We start from the raw sequence: 20,742 nt of genomic DNA on the forward strand, positions 1-20,742 counted from the left end.
AGGTATGATGCAAGTTCATTTAGTTCGTTCCAATAATTTTAGTTTTGAAGCTTTTGAAATGGTTCAGAACGTACTTAAATCTAAAGCAGGAATTATATCATTTATAGGGAGCAAATTCACATGTAGAAGCCTTGGCCTTAGTTTAGTCGAAGAAAACGACTCCGATAGTGGTACTGCAGATATTAGTTGGCAAAATCTTAATGATTTTTGTACCAGGTACCGGAAAGAAAATGGTGTAGCGCCAGATGATTTTGTCATATTACTCACACCCGAGCCATTATTTCTAAATTGGTTTACAGCTTTTGACGATGAAGAGAATAACATCTTTATCCGGACAGATGAGTGGGAGCAGTATTTAAACTGTAGCCCGGTATATCCTGTAGCTTATCTTGTGATGGCTCAGGTTTTACAGAAAGCATTTTATAAATCAACTGCCGTTAAGTTAGAATACACACATCATAAACCGGTAGGATGCATTAATGACTTTTGTAGCTACAAAAAGGATATAACTTTTAAGTTGCGTACGGCTGATATTTGCGTTTCCTGTTTGGAACAAATGATTCATGGTGGGCTAAAGCCGGAATACATCATACAAGCGCTATCACTCTTTGATGTCATACGTCAGGAAATGTTGTTTCGGCAGCGCTATCATTTAAACTTGGTACCCAAGAGCATTGCTATTAAGAGAAACAAGGGCAGAAAGAAAGGAATTGTTGTGGAGTTATTGGAGTCTCAACAGTTTGTTGAACTTAATCCAACACAATCCTTAGTTTACCTATTCTTTATAAATCATCCGGAAGGGGTAGTGTTAAGTAAATTGATGCATACAAGGTATAGGGAAGAGTTACTTTATCTTTACGCAAACCTTACCAATAGGAAAAGTAAAGATACTCATACGCTAAATCGATATGCAGGTATTGAAGGCACTATTGAGTCCTTAGTTACAAATGGCGTCATGCTTTCTCCTATCATTGCCAAGATCAAAAAGTTATTTATAGACAAAATTGGTCTTGAAAGCGCTAAGATGTACTACATTCAGGGCGAGAAATCAATGCCAAAGAAAATCAGCTTAGATCGTTCGATGATCACTTTTGATCAGGAAGTTATTGATTACGTGCTTGGACCATATCATTTAGCCGCAGCTGAAATATAATTCTGTTTTAGTACTTGCAATGTAGTGCCATTTATTAAAGAGAAGGTAATTGTATAACTATGAGAATCACTCTGCTTTTAAAAGCTACGTTACTGTTTTTGCTTCTCTCATGCGGCTGTATAAGCACAGTGGAAGCACTTAATAAAGCAAAGTTCTATACTAAGATTGAAAGGCTTTACCTAAGAGGCGAGTATGACGAAGTTTTAGAGGAGATCAGAAAGCTAGAGCAGGGAAGATTTGATCGAGAAGGCAATCTAAAGTATTCTCTTCGAAATGACATAACCTACTACCATTTCAAGCTGTCAGCGTTACTAAAAGGAAGTCAAAATAATAACCTCAGAGAGCTGGTTGGTCTATATAGTAGATTACAAGCACTAGATAGTACAGAACAGTATCTTGCGCTGCCACAATACAAATCTCTTCTAAAACACTTTAATCGGGCTGCCGAAGAGGTCATACAGACAGACCAGCTCACGCTAACAAGAAAAATCGTTAATATACTCGCAAAGCAGGGCGATACTATAAGGCTTTACAATAGTGTTTACCCTACGATTCAGACGTTAGAAAAAGCAAACAGAGCGGCCTTACAAGAGTTTTTGAAGAAGTATGACTTTACTGAGGTTGATGAAAAAGCACTAGCCGTTACAAAACAGGCTACAATCAAAGAACAGGCTTTAGAGTTAACCAAATCTCTGACTTATGATTTTGAGAAAGCAAGGGCTATCTATAGCTGGATTGTGTATAACATTACTTATGACTACAGCTATTCATACTACTTTGCCGGTGATACCTTCAGGAACAATTCAGGGGTATGTAATGGGTTTAGTTACTTGTTTAAAGAGATGTGCAATTACGCTGGATTAAATGCCACTCGTATAACTGGGAGAGCTCACAACGGAGCAGGCGTAGGAAGACATGCTTGGAATTCGGTGGAGTTATACGGTTATAACTTCTTTATTGAAAGCACATGGGCATCATGTGTCAAGGATAAAGTTGATTATTACTTTTTAGTAGATACTAAAGAGTTCTCGAAAACACACTTTCCAGATGCGAATTATTAATTCTTACTTCAATTGGAGAGCATGAATGAATTCTTTTAGCCACTATTGAGCTTGATTAATACCTCAGCATTTTAAACACTATGTAAAAGTCACTTACTAAATCTAATTTCCTGTTTGCTTAGGAATATGCCTACTTAAATATAGTTGTAAAAAAACTGTGGGAGCTTATATCTGATAACGGAGATATTTTAATTCTTCATTTTTCAAATACGGATTTTTGTATGCCTTGAATCTCACATCGTTTATGGTGTATGCGGAATGGGAACAGTAGTCTAACTACACTTCCTTTTTACCTATAAGAAGCTATTATATTCGTATAGATCTCTCCTGCAGCAGTCCATGTTTGATGTACAGTTTCTGCACCTGCTTTTTTAAATTCATCATCTATATAGCGTACGGTCTCCTGTAATGCAGCTTGATTCTTGTAATTTCGGGCTGGTTCTATGCTTGTAAGGAACTCTACATCGTGATAAAGCCTATCAGTTTATGCTTTCATGCGGCTTTACTAAAGTGTTGGTGATTATAAGTAATAAAACCCGGCTTACGCAATCAAGGATAAGCCGGGTTCTGTGACAATTTATCCGGAACTATGCATTACTCAATCTCTGCACCATGTTGGTTTCTAAACCTAAAAGGCGTAAAAAGCAGTTGCCTTTTTTTTACTAGCTCTGGCAGTATATCATCCACTTTTACCTGTGGGTTTTCAAACATACGGGTAGGTATATTCTCTAAATAGGCCAATTCCCCAACACTTAATTCAACAATGCCATGCCCGATAGCAGCATGACCAATAGAGCCACTAATGTTACTCCAGTCATCTGTTTTTGTTCCTTCTGGAGCAAAGTTGCAAAGCTCCATGGCTTCATATAAGTTCACATCCAAATTCGGGAATTCCTGACGGAGTTTTGCTTCATCTATTAATGTTAGCAGCAGGCCTTCGGGTACTTCAGTAAATTTAAACATAGTAGCAGCTTATAATTTATAGTTGTTTGTAAAGTCAGTAGTAACCTCTGAGTTTATTCCTGTTTAGGATCATCTTCGAAGTAATTCTCCTGTACATTTTCGTTCAGGTCCAGCTTTCGGAGATAATTCATTCTGGATGACCGCTCTTTTGCCCACATGGTGTTAGTACTTGCATCATTGGACTCAAACTTTAAGGTATTGGTAATAGAGATTGACATAGCCACCTGCTCTACATCATGGTTAGCTCCGATGTAGGTAAAAGTCCAGCCTTTTCCTTTTAGCTCTTCAATCAAAGATTTGATTTGCTTGCCGGTGTATTCTTTAGAAGCGTTCTCATAACCATCAGTCAGAATGGTAACCAGCACGTTCACGTTTTTTTCTTCTGTCAGGTCGTACTTTAGCTTGCTCACGCTGATGCCTATGGCGTCAAACAAAGGCGTCATGGAGTTCGGCTGATACATACGGCTGGTGAGTTCTTCCAACTCTGCTACCGGCACGCAGTATAACTTTGATTTGATACCGTCACCATTAAAGGTGTACAAGGATATAAAGTGCTCCTGGTCTGGGAAGTTGTCTTTTGCGCCTTTTATAGTCTGTACTACTTCGTTAAAGCCGGTTATAGTTGGTCGCTTAATAGACTCCATAGAACCGCTTTCGTCGAGGATGATCAGGTTGTGTATTTTTTTAGTGCTCATGTTAGGTGGCTTTGATTAATGAACGGATAAGAAAAAGGTGGCGGTGCCGGTTAAGGTCACCGCCTGGGGTAAGGGTTTAATTTAGCTGCGGCTTTGAGATTGGTGGGAGAGCCTGCTGCTCTGGTAAGCTGAGCAGGTCTACATCCTGTACCGAACTGCCTGCAATTCCTTTCACAGAGCCATAGATTCCAACAATATTCAGCAACGACTTTTCGAGCTGTTTCTCGCGTTCCTTCCAGAGCTTTTCCATTTGGGCGCGTTCGCGGGTAATGCCGCTCTTCATGCTGGCTATACCTTCGGCAACAGCCGCAAACTGTTGGCCGAACTGGTTACTGGTCAGGTAGTCGTAGAGCATTTGCATTTTGCTTCCTTTGTTCTCCTGGCTGGCAGTTGCGGCAGACACTTTCAATAGGCAGTCGCGCAATACCGTTACCATCGGGATCAGTTCCTGATAGGTACAAACCCACACGCCTTCAAACAAGCCAAAGTGCTGCATACCCCTCGGCAGTACTTCCGTTACCAGCACCATAATGTCAGCATTTGTAGCACGGGCATCGGCTTTCAGTTTCTCAATCCAGTCGTTGCCAAAGGCTTTGGTGCGTTTGCTTTCGTAGATGATGGTGCCACAGTCTTCGCCCAGGTTGCCGCGCACCGTCTGGACGGCATCCGCCCCGCGTACACCTTTGCCCACTTCGGCTATTTGGTCAAGTGGGAAAGTCTGCTGCAGTTTCTCTTCCAGGGCCAGCTCCTGTACTTCGCCTTGTAGCTGCATGGAACCCTGCTCGCTCTTGCGCTTCATTTCCTCCACCAGGCGCTTCATATCCTCTATCTGCTTGTCCTTCTCCTTGAGCTTGAGTTCGGTCTGCTCGCTTTCTGTCTGACGGATCTTTTGCTCCAGCTCTGTGCGCATGTTTAGAATGCGGTGCTCTGTCTCCAGTTCCAACTCGCGCTCTTTATCTTCCAGCTCACGCTGCCGGCGAAGCAACTGCAGTTCCTTTTCCTGCTTTTCTTTTAGCTTCTGCTCCATCAGGGTTTTCTCTTCTTTCAGCAAAGCCAGGTCGTTACCCATACTTTGCGTGAGTTCCACCTTCAGTTTGTTTTCAAGCACGCTACGTTCATGCGCTACCTGCTCCTGCACCAATCGGGCTTGTTGCTGGCGCATTTCCTCCAGCTGCTGTTTTTCTTTTTCCATTTCAAGGCGACAAGCCTCATGTTGTTTGTGTAGCTGGCTGGCCTGTTCGGCAAATTTGGACTTCAATTCCTGCTCTATGCGCGAGGCAATGGCAGCTTCGGGGTTAAACTCGTGTGAGCACTGTGGGCAGGAGATAGAGGTAGCGTTTTTCATAATCTATATAGCGTTTTGGTTATGAAAGCTACTTTGCAAAGCCGGTGCCAATGCCAGAAATAGAAAAAATGGTAGGTTTTTAGCCTTTGGTAAGTGTCATTTTCTGAAAAAGGGTATCAGAATATAACAGGGCAGGAGGTAAGGTGAAGTATTTTATAAAAGCAAAGCTTGGGTGGCTTTGCTCATGGATACCAGCGCCTGCTAGACTTTGCTTTTAAAGTGTAGAAAATATCATGACCTAAGGTGGCGCAGGTACAGTTCTGCACAGGCTAAGGCATCAGACAAAGCATCATGATGGTTAAGAGTAATATTATACTCTGTGCAAAGCATCTTAAGAGGCTTTTTGTAGATGCGATACGTGCATTGTTCCTCAAAAACAGGCTTAGGCAAGCTATAGTGGTAAAGGGTTTTGCTCAGGCAATCCATATCAAATTTTGAGTTATGGGCTACGACGGTCTGGCCGTCTATATAGGGCATAAGCTCCGGCCAAAGGTCAGCGAAGCAAGGAGCGTCTTTGGTATGATCTGGTGTAATGCCATGTATATTGATATTGTGGTATTGGTAAAAGTTGTCCGGAGGACATACTAATTTATTTACCTTCTCTACCACTTGTCCGCGTTCTACGCGAACCAGTCCAACCTGGCAGATGCTATGTCGCTTTCCCTGGGCGGTTTCAAAATCAATGGCTGTAAATGTATGTGGCATATTTAAGTTTGTTAGTTGTTATAGCTCAGGTCCTGAAATACCATGTCCAGAAAAGCATCTGTATTTCGCACATCGGTGGTGCGATCGCCAGTATTGCGGTGCAGACCGCCGTTTCGCCACTCGGCCAGCACAGCCGTATCTTCATTTTCGCTTACCGTACATTCTAAGGTATAGTAGCGGTAGGTTTCGCCGGGCTTGCGAATAGCAGCAGCCAGGTAAGCATCCGGAATTTGGAGTGGCTCCGGGAAAGTAAACAGAATGATCTCATGGCCATGCTGGTTCAGGCGTTTCATTGTATAGCCAGCACGGTCAGGTATAAGCTCAAAGCTGGTATTGAACCAAGCTTCGCGCCAGGTATCGTCCAAGAAGTTCTCATCGGGGTTGCTGTTCGCTGATCGGCCTTTGTGCAGTTCAAGTGTAGCCTCTAAGTCTGCCATCAGCTGCGCTATCACAGGGTCTGATTCATCTACTTCTTCCATGTCCTGTGACAGGTCGTCTTCAAAGTCTTCATCATCAAAGAAATCATCTGGCAGATCATGGGCATCTTCCTCAAAATCTTCATCATCAAACAGGTCTTCTGCCGTGATCAAATTTTCCGCTTGCTCGTCATCAAAAGCAAAATCAGGCATTTCGTCCTCAAAGTCGGAAGCCTCCAGACGCTTTTCTTCCTGTTCAGCAATGTGCCTGTCCAGGTCCGCTTCTCTTTCTGTCTGCTTTATCAGGTATGCTTCTTCGGTTGCTTTATCTGTCTCTGTAACTGCCATTGTTGTGCCGGCTTCACTTAAAAGGCCTTCGCCTTCCGGGTTGCTTTTAAGCAGCTGGTCTACTTGTTCTGAAAGTATAATATCAGGAAGTATGCGATGCTGCAGGTTATAATACAGGCGGTGCAGTTGCTCCAGGCGAGCCTGTTCAAAAGCGTTGTTTTCCATATCAGTTTGGATAGGTATGTTTTGGGAAGTATAAAAGAAGCAGGCTATAGTAGAGCCTGCTTCTTTTTAAGTTGTTAAAGCACTTCGGGGGATGCAGCGGTTTGCAGGTTGCCAAAGAAGTTGCGTTTCTGTAACTCCCAGAAGCAACGGGCTGTGGCGCTTACATCTACAAAACCATCGTGTGCTTCTTCGAAATACTCGTTAAACAGCTTGTAGTGCAGCTCCGACAGGGTAGGCCACTTATAGCCATAGGTGCCAGGTAAAGCACAGAAATTAGTGGTGCGCTCCATGGTGCAAATGTGATGCTTCTTAAACAGCGGGTGATTGATCTCAGCCCTGATAAACTCGGCACCAACAATATTCTTGTCGAAGTTTATGTTGTGCGCCACCACATGCGAGCAGGTGCTCAGCGCCTGCGCAAACTGCGACATCACTTCCTGCAAAGCGACTCCTTCTGTAAGGGCACGTTCAGTAGTGATGCGGTGTATCCTGCTTGCTTCGGCAGGTATGATAAAGCCATCCGGACGGATGATGTAATTGCCACTAGAGAGCCTCTGCCCTGTAGGTGAATAAACCTGCCAGGCCAGCTGTACCATGCGCGGCCAGTTGTTCGTATCGGTGTGCGGCGCTTTCCAGTTGCGTGGAAGTCCGGCTGTTTCGGTGTCGAAGAATAGGATCATGGGGTGTGGGTTAGACACCAATAAAATCAAGTATAACTTTCTCTGCTTGGGCCTTTGAAGAATAAGCTGGCGTTAACTTAAATCGTTTAACTCCAGACTTTTTAAGCCAGTCTGTCCAGAAAAGCTCAAGTATCTCTCTGTCTGTAGGAAAAACAGTAGTATTACCTGCAGCATTAAGTGACCTATCTTCCATTTGCATTACTAGTACTTCTAAGTCTTTTAAATTAGGATTTGCAACGGGCTTAATGCCATAGTTATGCTTTTCATAGAATTCTTTTAAATCTGTCATACCTGACTTTTTATAAGCTGCTCTGAAAGACTTTATAAGCTCGGAGCTCAGGTAATGGCATTGTTTCCCTTGACAGGCGTTTTTTCCAAACATACTAGCTTCAATGTAACCATCTGTTAATAGAATCATGATGTTTCGATACTCACTCGGATAGGTTTTGCCATTAAAAGATACTTGAGGTGGATCTTTCTTAATAAAGGTCTCATCTATACTCTCACTAAAGTAATTCCACAAATCCGCGCCAGCTGTATTTTTCGCCGCTGCAGAAGATACCCTGTTGTACTCCTTAATAAATGTAGCTTTATCTATTGCTAAGTTTTCAACTTTGTTTTTCCCATTTATATATTGGATACGCTGCAGCTGTTCTTTCTTGAAACGGGCAAAGTCTATTGTTAGCTTTTCAATATCTACATTATACTTACTAACAATATTGTTATTAATTATTGAAGTAGAGAATACATCATATTGATTCATCGCTCTACCATTAGTAAGTATCTTGGGATAAATATTGTTAAGAACTGAAGTAACAATATCGCTATCAGTAACAGGTCGGTTCTTTAAGAGCCTATTAGATAAATCAGGTGTGATAATGATATTATAGTGATAGGTAGTTTTAGGTAAAGCAGTAGTAACAGGCTCCATGTCCTTTTCGGAATTTGCTTTGGTGTCACAGCCCATACCAAAGAGAATTAAGGTAGCTAAAGTGATTTTAAAGAAATAATTGTATTTAATTAACATATGTTTAAGCTTTGATTCTACGGTCAATTGAATTGGTATGTAATTTAATGTTCTGCCATTCAGTAGCTGCCTCGGCGGCAAGCCTGCTCTTTTCTACAGCTTTAGCTATTGCATACTCATCATGTAAGAAATCATTCCATCCTTCTAGATAGATATTAATTCTATCTTTCATAGAATCGACTGAAATCGGGAGATTGTCGTTCTCAATGTGACTCTTGTAAATATCTGTGATTACATCAATGTGGTGAGACTTCATCGTAAACTCTGATTTACATTTTTCTATTGCGTTCAATCTCTTTGTTGGAAGCATATCTAGTTCGGCATCACAGATAATAACCTCGCTCTTATATTGAATAATATCCTTTTCGAATTGTTCGATTTCCTCTTTGAGATTAAATATTACTTTATTGTTTACTTCAATCTCTTGTTTTAGCTGCTCTACAAGTTTCTTACTTTTTTCAGCGTTAATGTCAGAGTTTCTTTCTTCGAAATAACTCATGAACTTATCAAAAGCAAATTTGAAGAAAAGCAAACCAGCAGCACCCATTACGAATACTAAATAAAAATTAGTGTCTTTGAATGCCATTGTTGCATGCCAATTCTCCGATACTTTATTGATAAGTATATTATTATTATGTATTGCTTCTGCTACCTTATATGCTATAGCAGCATCAATCACTATGATACCTACTGCAGAAAGAAAAATTGATACGAATTTATTTTTAGTAAATCTACCAGCCAATGCAAAAGCTAAAGGAAGAAATACAAAGAATAGAATAAATAATACAGCAACTCCCCCATGATTGATTGCTCCACTCAAAGCATTAGGATTAAAGACCTCTAATGGGAGAGGTTCTGCACCTGAGTTTTCCAGCCTTTCTATTTTTGAGTCTATCTCCGTAAATAATAGTATATAAGCGGCAGATGAATAGAATAGAATAAGGTATATTAGAAGTCCAAGATTTACTAAAGTAACAGGGATAAATTCAAACCATTTGAATGCAGGTTTTACAAAATCTCTCTCTTCTTTCTTTATCTTTTCATTAATGTCATGGTTTTTAACTTCAATCGCCGGAATTTTAGTTTTCTTAATATTCTCAATCTCTTTTTCATTTATAGAAATTTGTGATTGAAGACTAGCCTTCTTATTTGTAAGGTTTTCTCTTGTTATCTCAGTTTCAGCATCTATTGTTTGTAACTGTAGTTCGTGGTTCTCACGAAGCGCAACAACACTCTTGGTTTTTTGCTCTTCAATTTTAGTAATCAGACGAGCTTTCTTATCCTCAACTACATTTATGTCATTTATGAAAATAGAATATAAACTGTCGAGGCCTTTGCCAATTACCTGATGATCTCCATTATTAGCTTTGCTTCTGTCATAACCTTGTTGGCGAAGTAGCTCACGATCGAAGTTACTCACTTCAGCTGCAATCATAGAGTCAAGAACTTTTTCGTATTCAGTTCTTTTATCTACTACTTCAGCTACTTGTGGTGCTGGTACTTCAGCAGTTTCACTTGTACTGTCTACAACCTTTGCCTTATCCTTTTGAAATAAATTTGAAAAGAAATCTTTTGCTCTATTCAATGAGCTAACTGAAGCTGGTGCCATCTCTTCGGTTTTTTGCTTAATGTTTTCGAAGTTGCTAATGAAGCTATTAACTGTAGACTTATGGTTAGTAGCAATAATGCTTTCATGGTTGTTCTTCTTTGCATTAATAGTCCAGTTGTAAGAACCATGTAATACAACTGCTTTGTCTGTTACACAGAACTTTTGGTGCATAATACCATAGCCAGTGCTCTTTATCTTATACACTTTAGCTCCAGCATTTACTAGGTGCTGAAAGTCCAGCTTCTGATTATCTTTATTATCAGCGATAATGACTTCCACTTTAACCCCAGCCTTTGCTTTTTGAGTAAGTAGTTCCAGTAATTCTCCATCTGTGAACCAGGCAGAAGCTACAAGTATTTCTTGTTTTGCATCCTGGAGTTCCTTTACAATTCTTTCAAATATTTCCAGGTTATTATGGATTGCCTGTTGATCTAAAGTTTCATTTAGCATTGCTATTGGTATTAAGTTGTAATCAAAAAATATTTATCAGTTACTTTATTATTCTAAATATTAGTCTTCACTATCATTGAAATTAAATACTGGTTTAGCAGCTGTTTCAGCAGGGGGGGTGACCCAAATAACCTGCTCCAAAAAGTTTGCTTCATGGTAAAATATGTTAGTATTAATGAGTTTCTATGTAAATTCTATACCAGGTTTGGCAGGTACACTGATATGCTGCAAAACCACTTTAACCCACTTTGTAATTGAATGTGGGTGTCTGATTTTGTACAGGCATATCAGAATATGACAGGCTTGTGTGTTCAGGTAAGCGAGTAGGTGTAAGCTAAACCGGCATAGGAGTTACCTAAGTCAGTATAGAAACAAATTTAGAAAAATATGCAATAAATAGAATATTCAGGTTTTAAATTTTTTAGCCGGTAGCTTTTTGTAAATTTATACCAGTATTTTCCTGTATCAGCTATGAGCAAACTTTTAATATCCTGGGTAGCCCGGAACCATGATTTCGAGCGCTATGAAAACAATAGTTTTAAAGCCGTAAGTGCTTCTGGCCCACATTGCCAGTTCTACCAGCATTTCTTTAGATCAGGTAATTACGATAAACACCTGTTGTTATATTCTTCAACAGATCAGGAGCAATGGGTTGAAAGGCTGGAAAATGCGCTGCTCCACATTCAGCCGGATGCTGCCATAGAGGCCAGGCTTTTGGAAGTGAAGCGCGTGATCAGCTTAGACGAGATAAAACCGAAGGTAGAAGAGTTGCTGTTAAGTTTGCGGGAACATGAGATCGATATTTTCTTTTCGCCTGGTACTTCCATCATGCAGCTTAGCTGGTTCATTTGTCATCAGTCGCTTGGGCTAAATACCCGCCTGATCCAGACCAGCGAAGCAAAATTTAACAACGGACAACCACGTCTTGAAGAACTCTCTTTCGAGCGTAGCCAAACACCTCTTTCCGCTACGATAAAGCAGTTTCAGACAACACAGCCTAAAACTGATAGTCACTTCATTTTAACGCCAAGTATAGCGCCTGTCTATAAACGGGCCGAACAGGTAGCCCAAACCGATCGTGTTACTGTGCTCATACGCGGGGAAAGCGGTACTGGTAAGGAGCACCTGGCAAAACATATCCATACGATGTCGGCTCGCCATAATGCTGCTTTTCTGGCTATAAACTGCTCGGCTCTTTCGGATACCTTACTAGAGTCGCGGCTGTTTGGCCACAAAAAAGGCATGTTTACCGGGGCTGATAAAGACAGTATCGGCTTGTTTGAGCAGGCCGATGGAGGAACGATCTTCCTGGATGAGATTGGCGATATAAGTCCGCAGATGCAGCAGACGCTGTTGCGGGTGTTGCAGGAACGGGAGATACAACCGATAGGGGGTGAGGCTAAGAAAGTAAATGTGCGGGTAGTAGCTGCCACTAATGCGCCTTTGGAGCAAATGTGTAAAGAAGGCCGTTTCCGCTGGGACCTCTATTACCGCCTGGCCGTAGCAGAGCTGGAGCTACCAAACCTGTGTGACCGTGGAGTTGCAGAAGTAAAGCTATATCTGGAGCACTTTATTAAAGTAAAGCGTGTGGAGTTTGCTAAACCTAAAGAGTTAAAGTTTACAAAAGAAGCTTTTGCTGCAGTATTAAACTATACTTACCCGGGCAACGTGCGGGAGCTGGAGAACATGGTAGAGTCGCTTTACGTGTTCTGCGATGAACAGATAAACTATGCAGATCTGCCAAAGCGGCTGCGGCACCCCGATGCTGACCATTCCTTGCTGCTTGATGATGTAGAGAAGGCGCACATTATCAGGGTGTATCATTTGAAGAATCAAAATCTTACTCATACAGAGTTGGCTTTGGGTATCTCCAAAAATACCTTAAAGAAAAAGCTACGCTTGTATAAAATAATGACTGACGAAACAGAATTGGAAGAAGTATAAGCGGGTCAGTAATTGACACATCAGAATAAATATTGACAGTTTTTAGTGTCTTATTTAAGCTGTTAAACTCTTTTTTGATTTGGTAGCAGGTTTGCAATTGTCGGGCAAAACAACTTTAAAGATGATGCCTGATAACGAAAGCCTGCTGCACCAGATCCGTTTTATACTTTATGACGCGGGTACGCCGCTTTCAGCATACGAAATAGCTTACCGTCTGCTTACCACTAGACTGCAAACTTCTGAATCCGTGGAATTGCTTCGGCAACAGATATGCTGGGTGGTAGCTGCCAATCCGCTGCAATTGCTGCAACACCGTGGGCTGATAAGAGCAGCCAGCTGGCCAGATAGCCTGAAGCAAACTGTGGTGGCAGTACATCGTGCTTATACTTCTGCACTTATTACTGATCATGAAGATCTGCCGGAATGGTATCAGCCCATACTTTTAAGTCTGCTTTGTTACAGGTATTTATCTGAGGTTGAGGATAACGCAATTTCCGATCAAAGCCGGTTTAACTTTGTGTTGCAACATTCTACGCCACCACAATGGCCGCAACAATTAAGTGAAGTGTTGCAGGCTGTTACTCTTTCTGACCCTAAAGTGCAGGACCTGTTTACCTATGCTGCTTTGCGTTTGCCAGCTATTCAGGCCACTTTCCTTTACCAGGTTGTGCAGCAGGTGCAAAGTGCGGACTTCTTGGGTGCTGCGCCTTTTGCCTTTATACCTGTTGTCCGGAAGCTGTTTAGTGAGCAGATACGCGATGCAAGAAAATGGGTGCGGCTTAATACTGTGCCCAAACGAGAAGATAGTTTGGGTTAATTTTTTTAGGTTGTGTATCAGTAGTTTACCATGGATAAGATGCGCAACATCAAAGTGCAGCTTTGAAGACTCATTTTAAATGCAGACATTGTAATATCCTTATATTAGGCTGAAGTTTAACAACATCATATCAAACCAACTGAAAACAAATGAGCATTCTATCCCCTGAATCCGCACGCTATTACTACGACCAGATCCTATCCATAGAAGCTGCCGACGGGCCTAAGAAAACTGATAAATTTAAAGACCTCCGGGCTGTGCTTGATTCTCTATTTAAAGAGTTAACCAGCCAGGAAAAGCAATACTTTCAGAGCACGTTCAGCCGGTCAAGTTACGTTTTTGATAAGTATAACGTGGCCTCTGACATACGAGATGAGATAAACGGATTCAGAAGAAAGGCTAACGATGTAGTTCACACGGCTGGCGCCGATGTATCAGACGACGAAATGCTGACAGGCATGCGTGCACTTTCCCTGGCCATCAGCCATTTTGAAGGTGAGCCAATCCCGGAAGCTCTGCATACCCGCTTTAACGACAGGCCTGAGCTAACCTACCGCAGAAAGTATAAGCGCAACCACACGCATATAAAGGAGTTGGAGCTCATAGTTACCGAAGTGCAGCACGATCCGGCGGTTCCTAATAAAACAACCTTACGCGGCGATGCCGGGGAGTATGGTGATATAACGGTGCTGCTTTATAGTTCTACCGACCCGGATCGCAAGTGGCTGGATAACTTTGCCACCGCCGGAAAGATGTTGTCAAAATTTGCTCACGTCGCTTTTTATGATATTCAGCTCAACGAAGGCACAGAAAATGTATTCAGCACCAGACCTACCAGTATTATGGTAGTAGAGCCAGATTATCTGATCGAGGCATCTAAGCTGGCGGAGTGCTTTGATCGTGGTGGCATCAACCATAACATCTACCTGCTGGGCAAATTCAAGCAGTCGGAATCTAACTATAAAATGATGCTGGGTAACGTAGCCAACAGCATCCTGGACAGGCTGGCACTCAGCCCTAACACAACCCAGGCCGATATACGGACTGAGCCTATGAGCGAGCAGGCTTTTGGGTTACTATGTGTATCGCAGCAGGGTGGCCGCTTTAACCCGACCATGCTGGATACTATGCACAACGATGCAACGCCACATACGGCTGTAATTGCAAACGTGCTCGAAAACTACAAAAAGCATAAACTGCTGATAGAGCCAACGTATTTTTCTACCCGCTTCGGGCTACACGGCCGATTGGACATGATGGCCCAGGACCCCGCGGATGAGAAACGAAAGAATATCGTGGAATTGAAGAGCGGTAGTGCGCCAGGCATAAACTATAACGGTGGTTTGTGGGGGAATAACAAGGCTCAGGTACAATGCTACAACATGCTGCTCGAGTCTACTTTCCCGGGCCGTACTGGAGATAGCGCCATTTTATACTCAAACCCGGCTAACAACGAAGGGCGGCCTTTGCGTAACCATGCCGAGTCGGGGCAGTTACGCCAGGAACTGATGATGCTTCGCAACCTGGTGGTGCTGAATGAATTCTTGCTGGCCGAAGACCCTGCTAAAGTTCTGGCACGCTTTAAGCCCGAAAACTTTGGCCCCCGCGCGAGCTTTGATGAAGAACCTTTACAGGGAATATGGGCTGCTATGAAGAACGCCGAACCCTACGAGCTTCGTTACTTCCGCGATTTTGTAGGTTTTGTGGCCCGCGAGCAGCGCACAGCTAAAATAGGAAGCGATGAAGTGGAAGGCACTCCAGGCTTTGCAGCTTTGTGGCGCTCTACCCAGAATGAGAAGCGCAATACTTTTTCTATACTTGATTACCTGGAGTTTGAGAAGCTGACAGAGCACAGCGAAGTATACCTGAAGCGTGGCCTACTGTCGGATAAGATGAGTAACCTACGCGAAGGCGATATTACGATCCTTTACCCGCTGGTAGAAGGCGATGAGCAAGCTGCTATCAAACACCAGATCCTGAAATGCAACATCAAGCGCATTACTGACCGCGAAGTGGTGGTGGCCCTGCGCTCAAAGACCATGGACGCCGATTACTTTAAGAAGCACCCATACTGGGCCCTGGAGCGTGACCTGATGGAGAAAGGCTTTGATGATATGTATAAGTCGCTGGCAGCTTTTCTGCAGGCCCCAAAAACCAAACGCGATCTGCTGTTTGGCCTGCGTGCCCCTGAGTTCGGTACATTAAACTATACCGTTGCCGGCGATTTATCTGACGAGCAGCGTGAACTGTTGCAACGTGCGCTTAGCGCGAAAGACTACTTCCTGCTGCAGGGCCCTCCGGGCACAGGCAAAACTTCTTACATGCTGCGCAACATGGTTCAGAGCCTGTTTGATAGTACTGATGAGAACATTATGGTAATGGCCTTTACCAACAGCGCCGTGGAAGAGATCTGCCGCCACCTGGATAAGGCCGGTTTGCCCCACATCCGTCTCTCACGCAGCGGTTCTGCAGCCAACTGCTTTAATAAAATGGCCGAGCAGAAATCAGTAGTTGAGCTAAACAATGCGATAGAAGAGACACGCATTTTTGTGTGCACACAGGCAAGTTTCGGCGGCTTCAATCATATTGCTAAGCTTAAGAAATTTAACACCGTTATCATTGATGAAGCCTCGCAGCTGCTGGAGCCGCACCTGGTGGGTATACTTCCGTTATTCGGTCGTTTTATACTGATTGGAGATGAAAAGCAATTGCCTGCCGTTGTGACACAGGCCGATAAGTATACTTTAGTAGAAGACCCGGAACTGACGAAGTTCAATCTAAGGTCGCTGAAAAATTCGCTGTTCTCCCGCTTGCTGGCTACCTGCCAATCCAATGGCTGGGATAATGCCTATGGTATGCTTACCCGCCAGGGCCGTATGCACCACGACATCTGTGCTTATGTTAGCCGTGAGTATTACGAAAACAGACTTCAGCCTTACCCGGGTAAACAATTTGATGCTCAAACTACCTTTAATTCAGCGTCGGATAACAAGTATGAGCGGGCCTTGGCGAAATCCCGCCTGATATTTGTGCCTGCCCCGCGCGAATCCAAAGCAAAAGTAAGCGAAGCTGAAGCTCGTATAGTTGCCGGATTCATCAAAACAGTTCATAAAGTATACGCTGATAATTTCTGCCGGAATAGTGTAGGCGTTGTTACACCTTACCGTTCGCAGATAGCCACTATAAAGCGCAGCGGTACCGTGGAGGAAGCCATTATGAAGGAGGTGGACGTGGACACAGTAGAGCGCTTCCAGGGAAGCGAGCGGGATGTGATCATCATATCGCTCGCTGTGAACCACGGGAAGCAAATGAAGTTCCTGGAGTCGCTGACCGAGGATGGCAAAGTAGACCGCAAATTAAACGTAGCTCTTACTCGCGCTAAGCAACAGGTAGTAGTAATTGGCTGCGAAAGCGTGCTACGAGCCAGCAGCAGCTACCGGAACTTGCTGGACTACATACAGGAAACCGGCGGTTATGTAAACCTGGAGCAGATCTAAACTATAGAAGGGCAGGGGAAGAGATTTTCTCCTGCCTTTTTTAACTATTTTCCTGTCATTTTCTGATAGACTATGCTGCTTTTTGATCTGCTGTAACTGTAATAGCGGTGCTTAAGCTAAGTTTTAGGGGTTGGTATGATATTCTCAAGCGAGAAGAGTATGGAAGTTTAGCCGTGTCTCAAATATCAACAACGAATAAGGGCAGTCATTTCATTAAAACTTTGTGTTTATGGCACGAGTCGAAGACGCTCGTACCAGCAAATTAAAGTATAAAACGCATCGGCTCCTCGTAGGGCTAAGGGTAAGCCCGAAAGCTCTTTCGGATTTGCAATCCGAAAGCAGGTTACTATCAGGATTTTTAATCCGCTTTCATCCCTGCGAGCTTCCTATAGCAATTTTGGTGATAAATCGGATTGCAAATCCTCATAATATATACTTCGGGATTACAAATCCCGAAGAGCAAATACTTAAGTTGATAGCATTTACATCATTTTTAAAACTGAACTATGGCCTTCTTCTTTCGCAAATCAATCAACATCGGCCCGATCCGGATAAGCTTCTCTAAAAGTGGGGTAGGGATAAGTGTAGGTGTACCTGGTGCCCGGGTAGGTAAAACAGCTGCTGGCAAAACTTATGTAAGTGGTGGTGTGCCGGGTACGGGTGCTGGTTTTCGTAAATACATAGGCAGTAAAAACAAGAGCAAATAATAAAATGGATATAGCAGAAAGATTTAAGGGCAGTCTGTTGGGGCTGGCCGTTGGAGATGCTTTAGGCACAACGCTAGAATTTACCCAACCAGGCAGCTTTGACCCGATTACCGATATAATAGGCGGCGGGCCCTTTGACCTGGAGCCGGGCCAATGGACCGATGATACTTCTATGGCGCTTTGCCTGGCAGATAGTTTGATCCATTGCAACGGCTTTGACCCGAAAGACCAGATGGAGCGCTATGTGCGTTGGCTGCGGGAAGGGTATAGAAGCAGTACCGGCAGATGTTTTGACATAGGCAATGCAACTTATAGTGCTTTAGCAAATTTCGAAAGAACCGGAGAGCCCTACAGCGGGTCAACCAATCCTAACTCAGCCGGCAACGGCTCAATTATGCGCCTGTCTCCTGTGCCGCTGTACTTCTACCAACAGCCAGAGCTTGCCCTGAAGTATGCCGCTGACAGCTCTCGTACCACTCATGGAGTAAAAACTACTATAGATGCCTGCGTGTATATGGCAGGAATAATAGTTGGTGCATTGCAAGACAGGAGTAAAGAAGAGCTACTTCAGCCACTTTTCAGTCCTGTTTCAGACTATTGGCAAAAGTATAAACTATCTCCGGAAATAGAAGAAGTAGTCAAGGGTTCCTTTAAGGAGCATGATCCACCTTATATCAAAGGCAGCGGCTATGTGGTTAAATCTTTGGAGGCGGCGCTGTGGGCCTTTTACAATAGTAATTCTTTTGAAGAAGGTGCTTTACTGGCCGTGAATTTGGGAGAGGATGCAGATACCACAGGTGCTGTGTACGGGCAGATAGCTGGTGCTTATTATGGGGTGGATGGTATACCGGCGCATTGGCTGGATGTGGTGTATGATAAGCAGGGTATAAGTTCTCTGGCTGAGATACTGCTTGAAAAGTCGATGTCTGAATCTTATTAGGACTCATAGTGTCTATGGCGCGAGCGTCCTCGCTCGTGACCTGCTATAGCTGGGCCTCTGGCCCAGTTGGATTGCAAATCCAACGGTATAACAAGTCACGGATCACAGATCCGCGCCAGCAAAAAATAGAATGAAACGGACCTGCCCTCAAGGGGACAATTCTTCTAAACAAGGGCTTTTTCCATAAAAGTTATGGGACAGGATAAGGCTTCCTCGCTCGTGACTGGCTATAGTGTGGGCCTTCCCGAGTCAAGCCCGGGATCTATGACTGGCCCAGTCGGATCACAGATCCAACATGATATAAAGTCACGGATCACAGATCCGCGCCAGCAATTAGTAGAATGAAACGACCCTGCACTTGAGAGGACCGCAGGGGTATAAAGCTACGAAGCAAGTTGCTTTATATCAGTTAGGTTAGATATTTTATCAGGTGTAAACACCCTTATGAGGCGCCCTTCGGAGGTTTCGAACTACCGTTCTCACTTGTCCTCAAGGGGACAATTCTGGTATATCCGGTTCAGTTCCTGAAAAGTTGTGGGACATGATAAGGCCTGAACGCTTGCGCCATGGTAGTGGTAAAACTTAGAACTTAACGGCCCTTCCGGCAAGGGCAAACCTGCAGGGTATTCTTTCGGCTTCGTTCCCGTAGCGCAAGTTATTTTACAGTCCTTGTTATTTCAGGCCCAGCCGCGAGAACCTTTCCTGAATAATTTCTTTACAGGTATCCTTATAAGCACTACTCAGGAAACTTATATCAATAAACTCCTGCCACCTGGTTTTTGAGCGAACCATCTTTTTAAAGATGTTTTCCTGCTGTTTAGCGCCAAGCTTAGCAGTAGTAAATGCGGCTGTAAAGTCCTGGAGCTTTATTTTTTTCTTCTTTCCATTTAGGGCTAAAGCTAAATCTTCATCATCTGCCGGGTTAACAACAGCCGTTGCAACCATGTCGTAAGCCGGGGCAAGTATAGGACCCATTCCGGGTTGGTATAACAAAGAGAAATTCTTTAGGTGCATGTCAGCGTTGCCAGTTAGAAAAGAGAACAGAACCTGTTCGTAAAAGTTAACGACATCCAGCAACGGGTTCGCAGAATACTTCAGGATGGCCTTAGCTATCTGTTCATAAGAACCGCGGTACTTATCTTCTGTCAGCCTTTCGGTAAGCTGGCACATGTCTTCCATGTGCAGTTTCATTTGCGGAGTACGGTCAATGCGTTTTGTAATGTAAGCCAGCGAGCCAGATTGTAGCCGTATCAGGCTATGTGGTACCGTATTTATTTTGGCTATGCGGGCCAAGTGCATGGTGGCATCTTCCAGTTCGGGCAACTCAGGGTAGTGAGGGGTAGGAGGTTTAAGGATAAAGTTCCCCCATAAACCCACAATAGTAAAGCGCCCCGGCTCCTTTGGTTGTGCTGCCGGACTTATCTCCAATGACAGTTTAGGCTGTACACCTGTAACCGCTATCTGACTTCGTACCACCTGCTCAGCCAATGCTTCCATTTGGGTTTCACTATAGGGTAGAAGGGGAGGCGTGCTTTGCCCGAAAATTTTTCTGCTGCAGGCCTGGTGAAAATCACCTTCCCCAGCTGGTAGGATCTGGTAACAGTACAGACACTTCTTCATGGTCCTACTTCTTCAATAATAGGGAGTATACTTACAGCGCCTATGCAATCTTTACAGCAGGCTAAGAGCAGCCCCATTCTGTCACGTGGATTCAGCTTCCAGTTTTTTTCGGCAATGTCCAGCAACCAACCTTCAGGTATAAGCCCGTCGAAAAAAGGAAAAAGCACGTTGCTATGAAATGGTTCGTTTTGCAAAGGCAACGTCAAACTAACCGGATCGGGTGCACCAGAGGCGAGATATGCCGGATCATACAGGAAATGGTACCCATTTTCATCTTGTGTAAGCCACCCTGCAGTAGCGTCACGTATTTTTACCTCAGCTTTTCTCATTTAACAATTCTGTCCGGTTTAAAGGTAAGGCACCCACCTGGAAGCCAAATAATTGTAATACCTGGTTTACCTTGTCGAGGCGCAATGTTTCTTTACCTTGTTCCAGGTCTCTTATAAACCGTAGGCCTACGCCTGCCTTCTCAGCCAGTTCAGGTTGAGTTAGGTGTGCGGCAGCCCGTTTCTCTTTTACAAACTTTGCTAGTTTCATTTGTATACCCTTTCGGGTATAAATATACGATGTTTTTTAAATTTATACCTTATCGGGTATAGA

Annotated in this window: 18 protein-coding genes; 7 read left to right on the top strand and 11 right to left on the bottom strand. The window is 43.5% G+C overall.

The features are described from left to right. Positions 1-4 precede the first annotated feature (4 nt). Both AC4BAP_RS06620 and AC4BAP_RS06625 read left to right on the top strand, forming a co-directional pair. The gene (locus AC4BAP_RS06620; RefSeq protein ID WP_490581835.1) at positions 5-1,153 is read left to right on the top strand and encodes a hypothetical protein; all 1,149 of its coding nucleotides are present in this window, start codon (positions 5-7) and stop codon (positions 1,151-1,153) included. 59 nt (positions 1,154-1,212) lie between these two features. Beyond that, the gene (locus tag AC4BAP_RS06625; RefSeq protein ID WP_490581836.1) at positions 1,213-2,214 is read left to right on the top strand and encodes a transglutaminase domain-containing protein; all 1,002 of its coding nucleotides are present in this window, start codon (positions 1,213-1,215) and stop codon (positions 2,212-2,214) included. Between the two features lie 594 nt (positions 2,215-2,808). Here the strand turns inward: AC4BAP_RS06625 and AC4BAP_RS06630 are convergent. From AC4BAP_RS06630 to AC4BAP_RS06665, 8 genes are all read right to left on the bottom strand, one after another. Continuing rightward, positions 2,809-3,177, bottom strand: a complete 369-nt coding sequence (locus AC4BAP_RS06630; RefSeq protein WP_490581837.1) for a hypothetical protein — start codon at positions 3,175-3,177, stop codon at positions 2,809-2,811. Between the two features lie 53 nt (positions 3,178-3,230). Continuing rightward, positions 3,231-3,872, bottom strand: a complete 642-nt coding sequence (locus AC4BAP_RS06635; RefSeq protein ID WP_490581838.1) for a VWA domain-containing protein — start codon at positions 3,870-3,872, stop codon at positions 3,231-3,233. Between the two features lie 76 nt (positions 3,873-3,948). Then, positions 3,949-5,217 (bottom strand): DUF2130 domain-containing protein, encoded by a 1,269-nt coding sequence (locus AC4BAP_RS06640; protein ID WP_490581839.1) that lies wholly within the window; start codon positions 5,215-5,217, stop codon positions 3,949-3,951. Positions 5,218-5,448: 231 nt separating this feature from the next. Continuing rightward, positions 5,449-5,922, bottom strand: a complete 474-nt coding sequence (locus AC4BAP_RS06645) for a 3'-5' exonuclease (RefSeq protein WP_490581840.1) — start codon at positions 5,920-5,922, stop codon at positions 5,449-5,451. An 11-nt stretch (positions 5,923-5,933) separates the two neighbouring features. Beyond that, positions 5,934-6,851, bottom strand: coding sequence for a hypothetical protein (locus tag AC4BAP_RS06650; RefSeq protein WP_490581841.1), 918 nt, complete (start codon positions 6,849-6,851; stop codon positions 5,934-5,936). Between the two features lie 74 nt (positions 6,852-6,925). Continuing rightward, on the bottom strand, positions 6,926-7,531 hold the full coding sequence (locus AC4BAP_RS06655) for a 3'-5' exonuclease (RefSeq protein WP_490581842.1): 606 nt from the start codon (positions 7,529-7,531) through the stop codon (positions 6,926-6,928). Positions 7,532-7,541: 10 nt separating this feature from the next. Then, positions 7,542-8,558: a hypothetical protein gene (locus AC4BAP_RS06660; protein WP_490581843.1), complete on the bottom strand. Its 1,017-nt coding sequence runs from the start codon at positions 8,556-8,558 to the stop codon at positions 7,542-7,544. Positions 8,559-8,562: 4 nt separating this feature from the next. Beyond that, positions 8,563-10,617 carry a phospholipase D-like domain-containing protein gene (locus tag AC4BAP_RS06665; RefSeq protein WP_490581844.1) on the bottom strand — a complete coding sequence of 685 codons (2,055 nt, stop codon included), beginning with the start codon at positions 10,615-10,617 and terminating at the stop codon, positions 8,563-8,565. 471 nt (positions 10,618-11,088) lie between these two features. Here AC4BAP_RS06665 and AC4BAP_RS06670 point away from each other — a divergent pair, with 471 nt between their 5' ends. From AC4BAP_RS06670 to AC4BAP_RS06690, 5 genes are all read left to right on the top strand, one after another. After that, the gene (locus AC4BAP_RS06670; RefSeq protein WP_490581845.1) at positions 11,089-12,561 is read left to right on the top strand and encodes a sigma 54-interacting transcriptional regulator; all 1,473 of its coding nucleotides are present in this window, start codon (positions 11,089-11,091) and stop codon (positions 12,559-12,561) included. Positions 12,562-12,682: 121 nt separating this feature from the next. Then, positions 12,683-13,378 carry a hypothetical protein gene (locus AC4BAP_RS06675; RefSeq protein ID WP_490581846.1) on the top strand — a complete coding sequence of 232 codons (696 nt, stop codon included), beginning with the start codon at positions 12,683-12,685 and terminating at the stop codon, positions 13,376-13,378. Between the two features lie 149 nt (positions 13,379-13,527). Then, positions 13,528-16,875 (top strand): DEAD/DEAH box helicase, encoded by a 3,348-nt coding sequence (locus tag AC4BAP_RS06680; protein WP_490581847.1) that lies wholly within the window; start codon positions 13,528-13,530, stop codon positions 16,873-16,875. A 506-nt stretch (positions 16,876-17,381) separates the two neighbouring features. Next, positions 17,382-17,582, top strand: a complete 201-nt coding sequence (locus tag AC4BAP_RS06685) for a DUF4236 domain-containing protein (protein WP_490581848.1) — start codon at positions 17,382-17,384, stop codon at positions 17,580-17,582. Between the two features lie 4 nt (positions 17,583-17,586). Continuing rightward, positions 17,587-18,522: an ADP-ribosylglycohydrolase family protein gene (locus tag AC4BAP_RS06690; protein ID WP_490581849.1), complete on the top strand. Its 936-nt coding sequence runs from the start codon at positions 17,587-17,589 to the stop codon at positions 18,520-18,522. Positions 18,523-19,194: 672 nt separating this feature from the next. Here the strand turns inward: AC4BAP_RS06690 and AC4BAP_RS06695 are convergent. The 3 genes from AC4BAP_RS06695 to AC4BAP_RS06705 all read right to left on the bottom strand — a co-directional run bounded on the left by AC4BAP_RS06695 (position 19,195) and on the right by AC4BAP_RS06705 (position 20,679). After that, entirely contained in the window at positions 19,195-20,019 is an 825-nt protein-coding gene (locus tag AC4BAP_RS06695; RefSeq protein WP_490581850.1) for a HipA domain-containing protein, read from the bottom strand. A gap of 119 nt (positions 20,020-20,138) precedes the next feature. Then, on the bottom strand, positions 20,139-20,471 hold the full coding sequence (locus AC4BAP_RS06700; RefSeq protein WP_490581851.1) for a HipA N-terminal domain-containing protein: 333 nt from the start codon (positions 20,469-20,471) through the stop codon (positions 20,139-20,141). After that, positions 20,458-20,679: a helix-turn-helix transcriptional regulator gene (locus AC4BAP_RS06705; protein ID WP_490581852.1), complete on the bottom strand. Its 222-nt coding sequence runs from the start codon at positions 20,677-20,679 to the stop codon at positions 20,458-20,460. The genes AC4BAP_RS06700 and AC4BAP_RS06705 overlap by 14 nt, the downstream gene beginning before the upstream one ends. Positions 20,680-20,742: the final 63 nt, after the last annotated feature.

It is taken from the genome of Pontibacter sp. GD7, assembly GCF_058216375.1.

What these genes read in the sequence shown, in the direction of transcription:
- AC4BAP_RS06620 (WP_490581835.1), top strand. Translation starts at nt 5, where the DNA reads ATGATGCAAGTTCATTTAGTTCGTTCCAATAATTTTAGTTTTGAAGCT.
- AC4BAP_RS06625 (WP_490581836.1), top strand. Translation starts at nt 1,213, where the DNA reads ATGAGAATCACTCTGCTTTTAAAAGCTACGTTACTGTTTTTGCTTCTC.
- AC4BAP_RS06630 (WP_490581837.1), bottom strand. Translation starts at nt 3,177, where the DNA reads ATGTTTAAATTTACTGAAGTACCCGAAGGCCTGCTGCTAACATTAATA.
- AC4BAP_RS06635 (WP_490581838.1), bottom strand. Translation starts at nt 3,872, where the DNA reads ATGAGCACTAAAAAAATACACAACCTGATCATCCTCGACGAAAGCGGT.
- AC4BAP_RS06640 (WP_490581839.1), bottom strand. Translation starts at nt 5,217, where the DNA reads ATGAAAAACGCTACCTCTATCTCCTGCCCACAGTGCTCACACGAGTTT.
- AC4BAP_RS06645 (WP_490581840.1), bottom strand. Translation starts at nt 5,922, where the DNA reads ATGCCACATACATTTACAGCCATTGATTTTGAAACCGCCCAGGGAAAG.
- AC4BAP_RS06650 (WP_490581841.1), bottom strand. Translation starts at nt 6,851, where the DNA reads ATGGAAAACAACGCTTTTGAACAGGCTCGCCTGGAGCAACTGCACCGC.
- AC4BAP_RS06655 (WP_490581842.1), bottom strand. Translation starts at nt 7,531, where the DNA reads ATGATCCTATTCTTCGACACCGAAACAGCCGGACTTCCACGCAACTGG.
- AC4BAP_RS06660 (WP_490581843.1), bottom strand. Translation starts at nt 8,558, where the DNA reads ATGTTAATTAAATACAATTATTTCTTTAAAATCACTTTAGCTACCTTA.
- AC4BAP_RS06665 (WP_490581844.1), bottom strand. Translation starts at nt 10,617, where the DNA reads ATGCTAAATGAAACTTTAGATCAACAGGCAATCCATAATAACCTGGAA.
- AC4BAP_RS06670 (WP_490581845.1), top strand. Translation starts at nt 11,089, where the DNA reads ATGAGCAAACTTTTAATATCCTGGGTAGCCCGGAACCATGATTTCGAG.
- AC4BAP_RS06675 (WP_490581846.1), top strand. Translation starts at nt 12,683, where the DNA reads ATGATGCCTGATAACGAAAGCCTGCTGCACCAGATCCGTTTTATACTT.
- AC4BAP_RS06680 (WP_490581847.1), top strand. Translation starts at nt 13,528, where the DNA reads ATGAGCATTCTATCCCCTGAATCCGCACGCTATTACTACGACCAGATC.
- AC4BAP_RS06685 (WP_490581848.1), top strand. Translation starts at nt 17,382, where the DNA reads ATGGCCTTCTTCTTTCGCAAATCAATCAACATCGGCCCGATCCGGATA.
- AC4BAP_RS06690 (WP_490581849.1), top strand. Translation starts at nt 17,587, where the DNA reads ATGGATATAGCAGAAAGATTTAAGGGCAGTCTGTTGGGGCTGGCCGTT.
- AC4BAP_RS06695 (WP_490581850.1), bottom strand. Translation starts at nt 20,019, where the DNA reads ATGGAAGCATTGGCTGAGCAGGTGGTACGAAGTCAGATAGCGGTTACA.
- AC4BAP_RS06700 (WP_490581851.1), bottom strand. Translation starts at nt 20,471, where the DNA reads ATGAGAAAAGCTGAGGTAAAAATACGTGACGCTACTGCAGGGTGGCTT.
- AC4BAP_RS06705 (WP_490581852.1), bottom strand. Translation starts at nt 20,679, where the DNA reads ATGAAACTAGCAAAGTTTGTAAAAGAGAAACGGGCTGCCGCACACCTA.